This window comes from Bacillus sp. JJ722, assembly GCF_036963345.1.
Taxonomy (GTDB): domain Bacteria; phylum Bacillota; class Bacilli; order Bacillales; family DSM-1321; genus Bacillus_AD.
Genome location: NZ_JBALMO010000089.1, coordinates 11,147 through 25,865, shown reverse-complemented (window position 1 = coordinate 25,865; position 14,719 = coordinate 11,147). Strand labels below are relative to the sequence as shown.

Here is a 14,719-nt window from a genome sequence, read left to right as displayed (position 1 = left end):
CTTTTTATCCCGTTCTAACTAGCGCTAAGACACTCAATTCAAAACATGTAAAATCGAAGACGTTTTAGAGGGAGATTAAGCACCAGTAAAAACCCGATAAAAGTTTTACTTTATTTTTATACATCTCCCTATTTTAAGTCTCATAGTATAGGTAGTAAGTGGAGTTCGAGCGAAATAAATTTTGTAGGTGTAAATATGGAAATGAATCTAAAGCAGGCGTTCCCTAGTTATTTAAGGGAAGATGTTGGGGAAGTATTAGAAGTAATGCCAAATTATAAAACGAACGATGATTATTTTGCGGTGAAAATGTACGGTGGGACGATCCGAATACCTGAACGATTATATTGTGAAGAGCTCCCCAGTGAAGTTATTTCTTCTTTAAGTGATAGGAAAAAGAAGATTATATTTTGTCTTTATATGAGGCATTACGATGGATTTGTAAGAGAAAAAAATCTTAGCCGAATTTTGAGTGTGCCCAATATTGAAAAGTGGGTGCTACCATACATATTACGTTTAACAGGTGAATATGTCGTTGAAATTCTCGAGGAGATCAATCGACATATGGATATAATTAATAATCGGACACTTTACAGCTTTATTAATGATAATCCTAAGTTTTATATGAGGATAAAAAGTCGTGTAGCTAGCTATTGGGATTGTCATTACCGTCAGAAGTATCCCAATAAAGAAGAATATGTCGGTTTTCGAATACTACAATCGATTCAAATGAATTTGGACAAATAATAATTAAACAAGCAATATGTAATTTGATTGCATTCGTTTTACTATTCTAGCACAATGAAGAAAAAGATGAATTTGAGGAGTACAAATGACGAAGTTAAGATATAAAAATTATGATGACGTGAGTTCAACAAAGGGATATTCAGATATGAAGAAATGGCGCAAAGAAAGAAGAGGAAAGAAGAAAAATCTTTCAGTGCAAATCCCTCAAGCCCTTAATAAAGATATAACAAGAATTCGAGAAAATCGAAAAGCTTTCTCCATTACTTGGATAGGACATTCAACTTTTCTTATTCAAATTAATGGATATAATATTTTGACTGATCCAGTTTGGGCAAAATTAATGGGTTTTCAAAAGCGGTTAACGGAACCGGGCTTAAGTTTGGAAGAAATTCCTGAGATTGATGTCGTGATTATTTCTCATGGTCATTATGATCATCTAGACTTTGGAACAATTAAGAAACTACGTGGTGATATTACTTATTATGTTCCTGTTGGATTAAAGAATGCTTTTCAACGTAGGGGATATAAAAAGGTTATTGAGGCAAATTGGTGGGATGAGTTTGAATATGAAGATTTGAAATTCACATTTGTTCCGGCTCAACATTGGACGAGACGAACATTAACTGATACGAATACCTCTCATTGGGGTGGATGGGTTATTGAGAATAACGAAGAAACCATTTACTTTGTAGGTGATACAGGCTACTTTCGTGGCTTTAAAGAAATTGGATCGAAATTCTCTATTACATATACGTTAATGCCAATAGGAGCGTATGAACCAGAGTGGTTTATGGCATCAGCTCACATTAATCCAGAAGATGCAATAACTGCATTCCTTGAAACGAATGGTAACATAATGATCCCTATGCATTACGGAGCTTATCGATTAGCTGACGATACTGGTCCAGAGGCATTAGAACGATTAATGAAAAAGTGGACGAATTTAAAACTCTCATCTGAACAGTTAGCCGTACTGAAACATGGTGAAACACTTTGGAGAGAGAATGATGAATGAACGGTGGAGAAGAATCTCCACCGTTTTATGTGGAAAGAATAAAACGATTAAATTTTCTTGTAATTATATGACGTAGTTGAAAGAAAAATGTTGATCTCTTCTTTTAATTAGAAGGACTAATGACTGTTTTTGTTGAATATTTTTATGAAGTAAGCTTTATTGAAAGCTTACAATTCGCAACTTACATTCAAGGAGGTAATGAATTCATAGGAACAGAGTAGAGCTATAAATTGAAGAAATATAAAAGAAAAGGGGAATTTATATGGCAATTCATACAAGAGGGTTACTTGAATGCAACGTTGATAAGGATGCAATTATTAAAGCTTTAAAAGGAAAATTTAAAATCTCTTCCATTGACGAAGAAAATCAACCATTATGTACAGTATTAGTTTTCGAATATGGTGGTGAGGAACAAAGGTTGTCAATATTTGAGAATTTTAAGGATCAAGGATTTATAGGATTCACAAAGAAGGAAACAGTTACATTAGTAGAGCTTTCATTAAATAGTAATTCTTCCGCTATTGTGCAAGGAATAGTCGAAAAATATGGTGGCTATTATATTGAAAATGATTATGGCGATTTATGGAGTTATATTGAAGCAGTATAGGTAAGATTAGGTCTTAAATAAAAAATATAGCATGAGGGATAAGAAAAACAATGGAATCTAGAACAAGCAGTGATGTTGTCAAGGAAGATGTACAACGAAATAAGCTACTCATTATTGAATATATGTTAAATGAACTTAATCAATGATGGGTAGCTTATTTAGCTTATATGAAATGATGTGTCTCATATATTATTAGCATGAATTTGCTATATACCTTATGGATTTTATTTTAATGTGGCATACGCTTTTATGCGTGGAAGAATTGGAACTAATATTTCACTCGCTATGTATTCGGTATCTAAACCAATAAGGTTATTACCTTCAAATTCTACTGATCTAGCTTTTTCAGGATTATTGCAAAAATCGAATGAAATAACTCCTTCTTCTTCAGTCATACGCATAAAAGTGAAGGTTATATTGTGTTCAGCAAGACATTGTTCAAACGCATGAAATAATGCATCTAATTGATCTTGATTCATTGATGTAAATTCCATTTGAATCACCTCCTACTCAATTAGAATATCAGAATAATTGTATTGTTTCAAAATTTTTTAACGTATCAAAGAAGAAACTGCCTCAAATAACGTCATTTTACGTAATGTTGAGACAGTTCTGGAAAGTTATTATAGCTAATTAAAAAAGTTTACATTTTGCAATGCGATCCACAGCTTCTAGTAATCTATCTTTATTTTCTACTAACCCTACTCGTACATATCCTTCTCCATATTCTCCAAAACCAATTCCCGGAGCGACTGCAACATCTGCATGATCTAATAGATGTGTAGCGAAGAGTTCTGAAGTGAAGCCTTTCGCGACGGGCATCCAAACGAAGAATGAACCTTCTGTAGGTGCAGCATGCCAGCCGATTGTTGCACATTTCTCAACAAATGCATCTCTTCTTTCTTTATAAAGGGCAACTAATTCTTTAACACTTTCTTCGCCATTCATAAGCGCCTCTACCGCCGCATCTTGAATAGCAGGGAAGAGGCTAACATACATATGATCTTGAATTAAGTTAATAGCTTCTATGATTTTTACGTTTCCTACAGCGAAAGCTACACGCCAACCAGCCATGTTAAAAGTTTTTGAGAGGGTATAGATTTCAACACCTACTTCTTTTGCCCCTTCCGTTTGCATGAAGCTAAGCGGTTTTTGCTCGCCAAAACCAAGAGCTCCATATGCGAAATCATGTGTAATAATTACATCATTTTGTTTAGCAAAAGCTACGGTTTCTTCGAAAAATTCTTTTGTTGCTGTAGCACCAGTAGGGTTGTTAGGATAATTTAAGAACATTAATTTTGCTTGTTTAGCAATTTCACTTGGAATTTGATTATAATCAGGAAGGAACTGATTGCTTTCTTCCAATGGCATAAAATGTGTTGTTGCTTTTGCTAGACTGATACCAGATAAGTAATCAGGATAGCCCGGATCTGGTGCTAGGATAAGGTCGCCTTCATCACAAAAGCACAAAGGTAATTCTACTAAACCTATTTTTCCACCAAAGAGGATAGCTACTTCAGTATCATGCTGAAGTGTTACTCCGTACTCACGTTCATAAAAGCTACAGATGGCTTTCTTTAAACTTTCTTTTCCGCTAAACGGTGAATAACGATGAGATTCTGGATCTGCCGCTGCACGTTGAAGCTCTTTAATAATATGATCAGGCGTAGGTTGGTCAGGATTTCCTTGACCAAGATTAATAATATCTCGTCCTTCTGCTTTGGCTGCATTAACTTGTTTAACTAGTTTCGAAAAAAACTGTGTTGGTAATTGTTGTAGGGTTTTACTGAACTGCAAAATGGTCACCTCTAATTAAAAATAATATGTTAATCATATATTCTGATAATTATGCTGTCTACTAAAATATTTACATAGAGTTAAATGGAGTAGGTTGGTATGATAAAATAAATGATAACGAATATAAAAAGCAGGTGTTTATAGATGTTGCAAAGAGCAAAAGAAATATTGTCGTCGTATTTTGGATATGATTCGTTTCGTGATGGGCAAAAGAGAGTTATTGAGCAGGTATTGGAAGGAAAGGATACACTTTGTATTATGCCAACGGGTGGTGGCAAGTCGTTGTGCTATCAAATTCCTTCACTAGTATTAGAGGGAACAACAATTGTTATTACTCCGCTCATTTCTTTAATGAAAGATCAAGTGGACACATTACAACAGCTCGGAATTGCTGCAACGTATATTAATAGTACGCTAACAGCTGATGAATTAACACATATAATGGAAGAAATTAGATTTGGACAGTATAAAATGGTTTATATTTCGCCAGAACGATTACAATCAGAAGACTTTGTTGAGGCTATTCAATCATTGTCTATTCCACTAGTTGCTGTAGATGAAGCACATTGTATATCGCAATGGGGACATGATTTCAGACCAAGCTATAAGCTGATTTATCCGTTTATTGAAAGATTACAAAGTAAACCAACGATATTAGCTTTAACAGCCACTGCTACCCCTCATGTACAAGAAGATATCCGTTTATCTTTAGAAATCCCCCTTAGTCATACTATAATGACAACGTTTAAACGTTCTAACCTATTATTTTCCATAATAAAAGGGCAAGAAAAAGATAAGTTCTTAATTGATTTTCTTACGAAGAATAACAATGAGACAGGCATTATTTATGTAGCTACAAGAAAAGCGGGTGAGAATCTACAAGTAATGTTAAGAAAACATTCAATTCAATCTGCATTATATCATGGAGGTTTGTCTGCTGGGGAACGGATGAGTCAACAAGAAGATTTCTTACATGATCGAGTTCATGTCATGATTGCAACGAATGCTTTTGGAATGGGTATCGACAAATCAAATGTGAGATTTATCCTTCACTACCAAATGCCGAAGGATTTAGAAAGTTACTATCAAGAAGCGGGTCGAGCAGGTCGAGATGGTTTAGAAAGTCAGTGTATATTATTATTTAGTGCACAAGATGTTCAAGTGCAGAAATTCTTAATTCAATCATCTGCCGATCAGGAACGTCTTATGAACCAATATGAAAAATTACAACAAATGGTTGATTATTGTCATACGGAAGAATGTTTACAAACGTATATTCTAGATTACTTTGGAGAGAAGGCTGAAGAAGATTGTCATCGTTGTGGAAACTGTACAGATGAACGCACAAGTGTGGATGTGACGAAGGAAGCCCAAATGGTACTATCGTGTATTATTCGTACAGGCCAAAGGTTTGGTAGATTGATGATTTCACAAATCTTAACGGGCTCAAAGAATAAAAAAATATTACAATTCAAATTTAATGAATTATCTACTTATAATTTAATGGGCAAGCAAAGCAGTAAAGAAGTGAATCAATTTATCGATTTTCTTATTGCTGAAGAATACATTACAATGCAGCAAGGTGAGTATCCATATTTGGAAGTGTCACCGAAAGGTATTAGGGTATTGAAGCAACAAGCGCAAGTTTGGCGTAAAGAAGAGATAAGAACGAAAGCCGTTTCTAAACAACATCCATTGTTTGAAAAATTACGTGAGTTGCGAAAAGAGATTGCCAGCCGTGAAGGAGTACCGCCATTTGTTATTTTCTCAGACGAGACTTTACATGATATGTGTAATAAGCTCCCACAAACGTTAGAAGGTATGCTGGATGTTAAAGGTATTGGCCAAATGAAAAAAGAAAAATTTGGCGAAGTATTTTTACAAGTCATTTTAAATTTTCAAGAAGAGCAACAATTAGCTAATAATAATGAAGTAAGTCAAATCAAAAATAGCGAACAGAAAGAAAAATCGCATATCATAACTTATGAGTATTATAAGGAAGGTAAAACAGTAGATGAGATTGCAAAAACTCGTAATTTAGCTTTAAGTACAGTAGAAGGCCATCTTATGCAATGCCACAATGACAACTTATCCATAAATTGGGGAGACTTCTTTTCTGAACAAGAAGGTACTTTAATTGAGGAAGTGGTTCAACAAACGGATATTGATGTAGAAGGTTTAAAGGGAATTAAAGAGAAAGTGCCTAATAATATTTCGTACTTTATGATTCGAGCGTATTTACTCTATAGAAAACAGAAATCTTTGGCCTAGCAGATGTTTGTAATGGCTTTTGTGATAACGGATTATAAAAGATGAAAAGAGCTTTATATATGGTCTAGGCATAGGGAAATATCGTATGCTAATATAATAATAATGGGTATTGCAATTAATGTTATCTCAACAGTGTTAGGATATGTCCTTAGTAAAATGTTTATAAGAATTTTAGTTATGAACTAAATATTAAGAGGGTGTCACAAGGTTTTTTCCTTTGGCACCCTTTTGTTAAGATTTTTGTAAGTAAGGAGATGAACGGATGTTCACGATTGGTTCAAGGACAATTAAAACAGCAATTGGAGCTATGGTATCGTTAATTATCGCACAATTGCTTTCACTTGATAATGCTAGTACGGCAGCAATTATTACACTCTTAAGTGTTCAAAGTACGAAGAAGCAGTCAATTGATGTCGCATTTCGAAGATTTGCAGCATGTATTGGTGGTATGGGTCTTGCTACGTTGTTATTCGAAGGTACAGCATATACACCGTTAACAATTGGTCTTCTTCTTTTTATTTATATCCCAGTAATGGCTAAATTAGGTTTACAGGATGGTATTGTTCCTGGTTTCGTAATTATTATGCAATTATATATAGAGAAAGCTATTACAATTGACCTATTAATTAATGAAATCTTAATTATTGTTATAGGAATTACAGTAGCTCTTCTTGTTAATTTGTATATGCCGAGTACAGAAAACACATTAAAAAAAGTGGCAAAAGAAACAGAAGAGAATATGAAGTTGTTATTATTACAGCTTTCTCGTTTTATCCGTAAGAAAGAGCCTGTATGGAATGATGAATTCGAAATTAAAACGTCAAATTCTATCAAAAGTGGCCGTCTTATCGCGAAGCGCACTGTAGAAAACTCTTTCACTCGCAAAGAGAATTACTATGATCAATATTTTAAAATGCGTTTTCAACAGGTGGAATTGCTGAGAAGAGTAATACCGACAATCCTTGATTTACCAAGTAAATTTGAACAGAGTGAAATGGTAGCAAATTTCATTGAAAATATGGCCTTATCGCTTGCTGAAGATAATCCAGCTGTTGAATTACTGGAAGATTTACGGAAATTAAAAGCAACTTTCGTAGAAATGGATTTACCAAAGACAAGGGAAGAGTTTGAAACGCGAGCGGCCTTGCTCATATTAATAAATGAAGTTGACCGTTTTATTCAATTGAAAATGAATTTTTATGAAGAAGTTACGGAAAAACAAATAAAAGATTAGACTTGCAACTATGAATAAGTATCAAATAATAGGATTATGTAAATAAGTTTTAAGTAAAAAAGTCCAAAACTATCTTATTTGATAGTTTTGGACTTTATTTTTTTTTCTTCCAATTGTTTTTGCCAAACATGTATAAATTGTAGTAATTCAATTAATTGAATAGACAGTTCATTTGAGATGGTGTTATAAGAGGACAGGTTCCTCGTTATATTAATCACCACGTGAAGTCTAGGTGTTTCTACATATAATTCTGTTGAAATAAAGTCAAGTAGTTCAGTTACTTCACTATTTAAATCAGTACTACCATGAATAATATTATCTACAATATCATTGATTTTCTTCTTGATATTTTCAGAACTATCCCAAAAAATCGGCTTAAAGACCTGGAATGATGTTTTATCAATAAGAACATCAGGTTGCTTCAATATAAATGGTAGGCAATATTCTAAACAGTTTAGATTATAGCTAATGAATTTGTAAAGTTTAATATCTTCGATACGAATGATATCGGCAACTCTTAATTGATGGTGAAGCGATCCTAAAAACGAAGTAGCAAGGTCATGTGAATGATCTTTAATTTCATTTCCATAAATTTGTCGCATTCTTTCAGAAAGCCAAAGTACTTCATTAACGTGATCTTCCCAAATAAATTTCTTTAAACTTTGATTATCTTCTAAAATTAACGCTTCATAGAGAGAAAAAACACGCTTTTTTTTATGTAATCTCATTTTTACAGCAATTTGTTCTATTAGTATCTCTTTATCATTAACGCAGCCTTTTTGTTGTATGATTTCTCTTTCGAGCTTCACTTTACCTTTTATTTGGTGCAATAAGGCTAGTACTAAATCACTTTTGGAATGGAAATAGTTGTAGAATGTTCCTTTTGAAATACCAGAAGCTTCGATAATCTCTTGTACAGAAGTAGTAAAATAGCCTTTTTCTAAAAATAACTCCCGTGCGCAGTCAATGATTGCATCTTTTTTATTTTGCAATTGATATTCTCCTTTTTATACTAGTCGTCTAATTTTATCATAAGTTTTTCAATCGATTAATTCAAGTCAGAGTCTTTTTTGTAAAACGATTTACATAATTCGAGAATATGGTGAGATTTGGCATTGTACTTTCAGTATAAAAAATATACTATATGAATTATTCGTTTTTTGAAAGGAATGAGAGAATTGGATCATTTTAATGGGCAATCAAAGGATGTTAATGGAAAACCATATAACAGACCGATGCTTGTTGCAGTTATGTTGGTGGGCGCTTTTGTAACTATTTTGAATCAAACATTACTATCAACAGCGCTACCTCATATTATGACGGATCTAGAAATTAACCCGGCAACTGGTCAATGGTTAACAACGGCATTTTTGTTGACAAATGGAATTATGATTCCTCTAACAGCTTTATTGATTGAGAAGATTAGTTCCAAAACATTATTTTTATTTGCCATGATTTCTTTTGCAATCGGAACAATTGTATGTGCTTTGTCGGGAAGTTTTGAAATGTTAATTGTGGGTCGTATTATTCAAGCAGTTGGTGCGGGAATAATAATGCCACTATTATCTGTCATAATTCTAATGATTTTTCCGATTGAACGAAGAGGGGCAGCGATGGGAATGGTTGGTCTCGTATATGCATTTGCTCCAGCGGTGGGACCAACTTTTGGTGGATGGATTGTAGATACATGGGATTGGCATTATTTATTCTATATTGTTTTTCCTATTGTTATTTTAGATATTGTTTTTGCTCTCTTTGCTATGAAAAATGTAGTGAAGTTAACAAATCCTAAAATCGATATTTTATCTGTTGCATTATCCACAATAGGATTTGGAGCTTTCTTATACGGCTTTAGTAGTGCAGGAAATGATGGATGGACAGATTTTAAAGTTATTTTTTCCATCACCATCGGTGCTATCGGGATTGGCTTATTTACTTGGCGTCAACTTGTTTTACCGAAACCAATGCTTGAACTTCGTGTGTTTAAATCGAAAATCTTTACATTAACGACAATTATTGGTGGAATTCTATACATGTCAATGATTGGTTCAGGTATGATACTTCCTATTTACATTCAACAAGTGCATGGAAAAACAGCACTATACTCTGGTTTAATCTTATTGCCTGGAGCATTACTAATGGCTATTATGGGTCCAATAGTAGGCCGTATCTATGATAAATTTGGTATTAGATGGTTGGCTATTATTGGTTTAACGATTCTAACCCTTTCTACCATTCCGTTTATGTTCTTACATGTAGATACAGCAATGTGGTGGATTGCTGTTGTACATGCAGTTCGTTTTTTAGGTATTTCGATGGTAATGATGCCATTAACAACAGCTGGTATAAATGCATTACCAATGAAGCAACTAAGTCATGGTAACGCAGCATATAATACTTTACGTCAAATATCTGCATCAATTGGTACGGCTGTATTAATCACGATTTTAACAAATGTGATGAGTACTAATATGCCTGATAAAGCGATGGCGATAACGGATTCAATACACTTTAAAAGTGAAATGATAAATGCATCTTTAATAGGTATTAATGCGTCATTTATGGCTACGTTAATACTATCGGTACTGGCTTTATTTTTAGCTTTTTTCATAAAAGATAAGAAAGAAAGATCTGGAATGAAAGAAGAAATGGGAAGATCCCAAAAATCTTCTTAATCATGGCTGTATTTGAATTTTATCAGACCATTTTTAAAAAAATGGCTAGCTTTGTGTTCTCCTTTTTAGCTTTACAAGTAGCCCTAAAAAGTAATTTTCTGAATTCTAAGAGTTATTACTATTGAAGGTAGAAAGAAAACTATTGTACAATACAAAAATAGGAAGAGTGATGATACAATAAAGCTTGATGCTATAACATCCATTGGGAATGTTTAATGAGCTACAAGATAAAGAGGAGATTACAATACATCATGATTAATAAACAAACAGATCATATATTACAACCGAAAAAAGTAAGTGAATCGAAGGCAAAATTAGTCGATTTGGTTTTACCATCTGATACGAATCACTATGGCACCATTTTTGGTGGGAAAGTAATGGCATATGCTGATAAAGTTGCAGCAATTGCCGCGATGCGTCACTGTCGACAACCTGTAGTAACGGTTCGTAGTGAATCGTTCGAATTTCATGCTCCGATAAAAGCTGGTGAGGCAATTAGTGTAGAAGCAAGTGTTATTTGCGCTCACAGAACTTCAATCGAAGTACTTGTGAAAATACAATCTGAGAATTTAATAACAGGTGAGAAAAACTTAACATCTAATGCATTTCTAACGATGATAGCTGTTGATAATAACGGGAGACCATCGCCAGTACCGTCAGTAATTCCTGAAACAGAAGAAGAAATTGAACATTATCAGCAAGCAATGGAAAGATACAAAGCAAGAAAAAATAAGTAGGTATTATAAAAAATGAGCGAAGCCGTATCTCCTAATAAATAGCTTTGCTCATTTTTTAGTTGGAAAACTATTTACGTAATGAGTTATAGAAAGTGATTTAGCTATCAAAATTGTCAAAACTTTATAAAAAGATGTAGAATATAAGTAAATCAGATAGTGATATATAGAAAATTAGGTGAATTCCTTCAATGAGTGTATAACATTCACAATCTTTGTGGGTTAAAGAGTAGAAGAAGAAGAAATTAACAAATATTGGAAGGGATAAACGGATGTTTGTAAATCTTTAAAACTATACGGGAGGGTTTTGTATGATAGAAAAAGAACGAACATTTAGTAAATTCAAACCAAAGAAAGTAAGTGAATCAAAAGCGGAATTAGTGGATTTAGTTCTACCTCCTGATACGAATCATTATAGTACTATTTTTGGTGGGAAAGTGATGGCTTATGCAGATAAAATTGCTGCAATTGCTGCAATGAGGCATTGCCGACAACCCGTTGTCACAGTGAGGAGCGACTCATTTGAATTCCATGCCCCTATTAAAGCCGGTGAAGCAATATGTGCAGAGGCAAGTGTCATTTGTGCGCATCGGACATCGATGGAAGTATTCGTTCAAATTTTTTCTGAAAATTTAATAACGGGTGAAAAGAAAGTAACATCGCAAGCATATTTAACGATGCTTGCAGTAGATGCGAATGGCAGACCATCTCCTGTACCGCCTATTATTGCAGAAACGGAAGAAGAGAAAAAGCATTACCAACTGGCAATGGAAAGATATAAGGCTAGAAAAAAAGCTAATGCATAATAAAAAATGATCGGTGAAGGATTTATCCACATCGATCATTTTTTATTATTCAACTTTTCTGTTACAACGACCTTTATGTTTTTGTAAAACTATGTTCTAAATTTTCATTAGTAAAAAAGAATGTAGTATACAATGGACATTTTATTAAAGCACAATAAAAAAATCCTTCCGTTTTCTTATTCAGTGAGTACTAACATGATAAGTTTTACTTATAATAATGAATAAAAACTTCAAAATATACTTATAGAAGAAGTTCCATTAACATTGATTATAGAGAAGCATAAACCAGATAAACAAGGAGGCGGATACAAATGCCTTATATTTTTAAAGCAATTGATCATATCCAGCTAGCCGCTCCAAAAGGGAGTGAGGAAACAGCAAGAATTTTTTATACGAACATTTTAGGTTTCACCGAGGTTGAGAAACCTGAGGAACTAAAAAAGAACGGTGGAGTTTGGTTCGAATCTGGAAAGATACGAATACATTTAGGAATTGAAGAACCGTTTTCACCTGCTAAAAAAGCACATCCTGCATTTGAAATAGAAAATATTGAAGCGTTAAAAATTCATTTAATAAAATACGAAGTTGATATAATTGAAGATAATAAACTTCCTGGGGCTAATAGATGCTATATTTCCGATCCATTTGGGAATCGTATTGAATTATTAGAGTGGATTAAGGAGTAAAGGATTGAACCTATTATTAGAGGAGTTGAATTCAGCTCCTCTTTGTTATGGGAAAATACTGTACAATATATACATATTCCCCAAAAATATAAAGGAGAAAATATGAATCAAAAAGATATTGTTTTAGTTGTTAGTGTATCGATTATTAAAGAGGATAAAGTTTTGATTATTAAGGAAAAAAAACCATTTGCAAATAATAAGTGGAATTTCCCTTCAGGACGAATTGAACATGAAGAAGATATTCTTACTGCTGCATGTAGGGAAGTAAGAGAAGAAACTGGATATGATGTGAAGCTTATTGCTACTACAGGTATATATAATTTTATAAGTCGTTCAAATAATCAAGTTATTTTATTTCATTTTACTGGTGAAGTTTGTGGAGGTTTTGTAAAAATGGATGAGCCAGAAATTGTAGAGAGTAAATGGATTAGGCTTTCTGAACTAATGGATCTGAGTGACGACGAGCTTCGTGAAGCTGATGTAACAAGACAAATTGTAAACAATTTGAAAAATCAACAAGTACATTCGTTAACTGTTATTAATAAACAATTAACAGGAATAATAGAATAGTTACTCGATGAGGTTATATATGTTTCTATTTCTTTAATAAAAGTTAGAACAACTATTAAATAGCTTCAGAAGGAGAAAGAAATATGAAAAAAACAGCTGTATTATTATATCCTCAATTTAGTGAATATGAACTAACTGTTGCATTATCTATCTTAATGCAAGGGGGAAAATCGGTAGTAACTGTTGGGTTAAATAATGAACCTATCAGGGGAGAATCTGGTTTAACTTGTTTGCCTGATACTACTATTAGTAGTATTAATCATGAGGAGACAGATAGCCTATTATTAACGGGTTGTATGGATATAATGACTTTACAAAATGAAAACAGTTTATTTGAATTTATTAATGAAATGGAAAAGAGAGTATCAGTAATTGCAAGTATCTCAAGTTCTCCATTCCTCTTAGCAAAATCAGATGTGTTAAAAGGGAAAAAATACACGATTGGCATGACTAAAGAAGTTCGTGATAAGCTAGGTATTTTTGAAAGCGAAAACTACTCAGATGACCTTGTAGTTCAAGATGGAAAGATAATTACTGCTAGAGGAAGAGGATTTGTGCAATTTGGCGTACTTTTAGGGAAACAATTAAACTTATCCTTTGATGAAAAATGGTATCAAACATAGGTAGAGGATGAATGTTGCGAAAATTTATGATCGCATCAGATCGTTAGTTTTGGAAGTTACTTGAATTCCTTTCTATTTCCTGTTTTGCATTCAGGAATCAATGCAAAACAGGATTTGAAAAATGACAATCATTAAATTGGACTTTATTAATGATCCTCGTGAAACCTACCCATAATTATGGTATTGTAATAGTTTCCGTCAGAAAGAATTTTATCTTTTTTTAGAATACCTTCTATTTCAAAGCCAAACGTTTGGTAAAGAGCGATCGCTTTTGTATTCGTTTCTAAAACACTAAGTGTTATTTTCTTAATTCCATTTGAATCTGCCCAGTGAATAGATTGCTGAAGCAGATTTTTCCCGATTCCGTAACCCCAGAAATCTTTTAAAACACAAACTCCAAATTCTACTTTGTGAAAAAATCTCTTTAATAAATTTCCTTCACATCTTGAAAAGCCAACAATCTCACTATCAATTTCTGCAACTAAAAATAGGTTTCTATGGTTTTCTATATCATTTTTAATTAATTGCTTAAAACCTATTTCATCTATGTAGGCCTCCTCTGGTTCTCTATCTAAATTTTCCGTTTCACCGTCAATCAATAATCTTACGTCTGCTAATCTCTTTGCATCCTCTTCTACAGCAGAGCGGATTGTATAGTTTAAATTCGGATGTTCAAATACTTTTGCAGTTGATTTCATCCTATTCTCCTTCCTATAACTTCGTGAATATTCAAATATCTATTATAATAGATGTCTATATTTGTAGGAAGTATGTGACAATTCTCACTTATATAATGATCTCGGTTAACTTGGGTGTGAAAATGTATTAAAACGATTTTAAAATAGAACAAGGTTGTCCAATAAGTCCTATTTACTATATTTGTTCAATTGATGGGAAAGTAATTTAAAATTTATAAGAAGATACATGGGTATCATCTAGACCGAAAGCGCCAAATAT

15 protein-coding genes are annotated in these 14,719 nt (G+C 33.2%); 11 read left to right on the top strand and 4 right to left on the bottom strand.

The window, feature by feature from the left end; genetic code table 11:
• Window positions 1-195: 195 nt before the first annotated feature.
• The 3 genes from V7014_RS12480 to V7014_RS12470 all read left to right on the top strand — a co-directional run bounded on the left by V7014_RS12480 (window position 196) and on the right by V7014_RS12470 (window position 2,366).
• Window positions 196-744: a hypothetical protein gene (locus tag V7014_RS12480; protein ID WP_335507568.1), complete on the top strand. Its 549-nt coding sequence runs from the start codon at window positions 196-198 to the stop codon at window positions 742-744.
• An 85-nt stretch (window positions 745-829) separates the two neighbouring features.
• Window positions 830-1,759: an MBL fold metallo-hydrolase gene (locus V7014_RS12475; RefSeq protein ID WP_335507566.1), complete on the top strand. Its 930-nt coding sequence runs from the start codon at window positions 830-832 to the stop codon at window positions 1,757-1,759.
• Window positions 1,760-2,021: 262 nt separating this feature from the next.
• Window positions 2,022-2,366, top strand: coding sequence for a hypothetical protein (locus V7014_RS12470; protein WP_335507564.1), 345 nt, complete (start codon window positions 2,022-2,024; stop codon window positions 2,364-2,366).
• Window positions 2,367-2,590: 224 nt separating this feature from the next.
• On the opposite strand, the gene V7014_RS12465 is transcribed toward V7014_RS12470, so the two are convergent.
• The gene (locus tag V7014_RS12465) at window positions 2,591-2,860 is read right to left on the bottom strand and encodes a hypothetical protein (RefSeq protein WP_335507561.1); all 270 of its coding nucleotides are present in this window, start codon (window positions 2,858-2,860) and stop codon (window positions 2,591-2,593) included.
• Between the two features lie 139 nt (window positions 2,861-2,999).
• Window positions 3,000-4,172 carry a pyridoxal phosphate-dependent aminotransferase gene (locus V7014_RS12460; RefSeq protein ID WP_335507559.1) on the bottom strand — a complete coding sequence of 391 codons (1,173 nt, stop codon included), beginning with the start codon at window positions 4,170-4,172 and terminating at the stop codon, window positions 3,000-3,002.
• Window positions 4,173-4,307: 135 nt separating this feature from the next.
• Between V7014_RS12460 and recQ the strand changes: the two genes are divergently transcribed.
• Window positions 4,308-6,434 (top strand): DNA helicase RecQ, encoded by a 2,127-nt coding sequence (gene recQ / locus V7014_RS12455; protein WP_335507557.1) that lies wholly within the window; start codon window positions 4,308-4,310, stop codon window positions 6,432-6,434.
• A gap of 262 nt (window positions 6,435-6,696) precedes the next feature.
• Complete coding sequence (locus V7014_RS12450; protein WP_335507555.1) at window positions 6,697-7,668, top strand: aromatic acid exporter family protein; 972 nt, start codon at window positions 6,697-6,699, stop codon at window positions 7,666-7,668.
• Between the two features lie 74 nt (window positions 7,669-7,742).
• Here the strand turns inward: V7014_RS12450 and V7014_RS12445 are convergent, their stop codons facing one another.
• A complete protein-coding gene (locus V7014_RS12445; protein WP_335507553.1) occupies window positions 7,743-8,660 on the bottom strand; it encodes a TetR/AcrR family transcriptional regulator in 918 nt (305 codons plus the stop codon).
• 177 nt (window positions 8,661-8,837) lie between these two features.
• Here V7014_RS12445 and V7014_RS12440 point away from each other — a divergent pair, with 177 nt between their 5' ends.
• The 6 genes from V7014_RS12440 to V7014_RS12415 all read left to right on the top strand — a co-directional run bounded on the left by V7014_RS12440 (window position 8,838) and on the right by V7014_RS12415 (window position 13,762).
• Window positions 8,838-10,343 (top strand): MDR family MFS transporter, encoded by a 1,506-nt coding sequence (locus tag V7014_RS12440; protein ID WP_438824910.1) that lies wholly within the window; start codon window positions 8,838-8,840, stop codon window positions 10,341-10,343.
• Window positions 10,344-10,594: 251 nt separating this feature from the next.
• Complete coding sequence (locus V7014_RS12435) at window positions 10,595-11,080, top strand: acyl-CoA thioesterase (protein ID WP_335507551.1); 486 nt, start codon at window positions 10,595-10,597, stop codon at window positions 11,078-11,080.
• Between the two features lie 308 nt (window positions 11,081-11,388).
• The gene (locus V7014_RS12430) at window positions 11,389-11,883 is read left to right on the top strand and encodes an acyl-CoA thioesterase (RefSeq protein ID WP_335507549.1); all 495 of its coding nucleotides are present in this window, start codon (window positions 11,389-11,391) and stop codon (window positions 11,881-11,883) included.
• Window positions 11,884-12,194: 311 nt separating this feature from the next.
• Window positions 12,195-12,569 carry a VOC family protein gene (locus V7014_RS12425; protein ID WP_335507547.1) on the top strand — a complete coding sequence of 125 codons (375 nt, stop codon included), beginning with the start codon at window positions 12,195-12,197 and terminating at the stop codon, window positions 12,567-12,569.
• 102 nt (window positions 12,570-12,671) lie between these two features.
• A complete protein-coding gene (locus V7014_RS12420; protein WP_335507545.1) occupies window positions 12,672-13,139 on the top strand; it encodes an NUDIX hydrolase in 468 nt (155 codons plus the stop codon).
• A gap of 83 nt (window positions 13,140-13,222) precedes the next feature.
• Window positions 13,223-13,762, top strand: coding sequence for a DJ-1/PfpI family protein (locus V7014_RS12415; RefSeq protein ID WP_335507543.1), 540 nt, complete (start codon window positions 13,223-13,225; stop codon window positions 13,760-13,762).
• 146 nt (window positions 13,763-13,908) lie between these two features.
• Here the strand turns inward: V7014_RS12415 and V7014_RS12410 are convergent, their stop codons facing one another.
• Complete coding sequence (locus V7014_RS12410; RefSeq protein ID WP_335507541.1) at window positions 13,909-14,460, bottom strand: GNAT family N-acetyltransferase; 552 nt, start codon at window positions 14,458-14,460, stop codon at window positions 13,909-13,911.
• Window positions 14,461-14,719 lie beyond the last annotated feature (259 nt).

Coding starts and splice junctions, on each gene's coding strand:
- V7014_RS12480 (WP_335507568.1), top strand. CDS start 196: ATGGAAATGAATCTAAAGCAGGCGTTCCCTAGTTATTTAAGGGAAGAT.
- V7014_RS12475 (WP_335507566.1), top strand. CDS start 830: ATGACGAAGTTAAGATATAAAAATTATGATGACGTGAGTTCAACAAAG.
- V7014_RS12470 (WP_335507564.1), top strand. CDS start 2,022: ATGGCAATTCATACAAGAGGGTTACTTGAATGCAACGTTGATAAGGAT.
- V7014_RS12465 (WP_335507561.1), bottom strand. CDS start 2,860: ATGGAATTTACATCAATGAATCAAGATCAATTAGATGCATTATTTCAT.
- recQ (WP_335507557.1), top strand. CDS start 4,308: ATGTTGCAAAGAGCAAAAGAAATATTGTCGTCGTATTTTGGATATGAT.
- V7014_RS12450 (WP_335507555.1), top strand. CDS start 6,697: ATGTTCACGATTGGTTCAAGGACAATTAAAACAGCAATTGGAGCTATG.
- V7014_RS12440 (WP_438824910.1), top strand. CDS start 8,838: ATGAGAGAATTGGATCATTTTAATGGGCAATCAAAGGATGTTAATGGA.
- V7014_RS12435 (WP_335507551.1), top strand. CDS start 10,595: ATGATTAATAAACAAACAGATCATATATTACAACCGAAAAAAGTAAGT.
- V7014_RS12430 (WP_335507549.1), top strand. CDS start 11,389: ATGATAGAAAAAGAACGAACATTTAGTAAATTCAAACCAAAGAAAGTA.
- V7014_RS12425 (WP_335507547.1), top strand. CDS start 12,195: ATGCCTTATATTTTTAAAGCAATTGATCATATCCAGCTAGCCGCTCCA.
- V7014_RS12420 (WP_335507545.1), top strand. CDS start 12,672: ATGAATCAAAAAGATATTGTTTTAGTTGTTAGTGTATCGATTATTAAA.
- V7014_RS12415 (WP_335507543.1), top strand. CDS start 13,223: ATGAAAAAAACAGCTGTATTATTATATCCTCAATTTAGTGAATATGAA.
- V7014_RS12410 (WP_335507541.1), bottom strand. CDS start 14,460: ATGAAATCAACTGCAAAAGTATTTGAACATCCGAATTTAAACTATACA.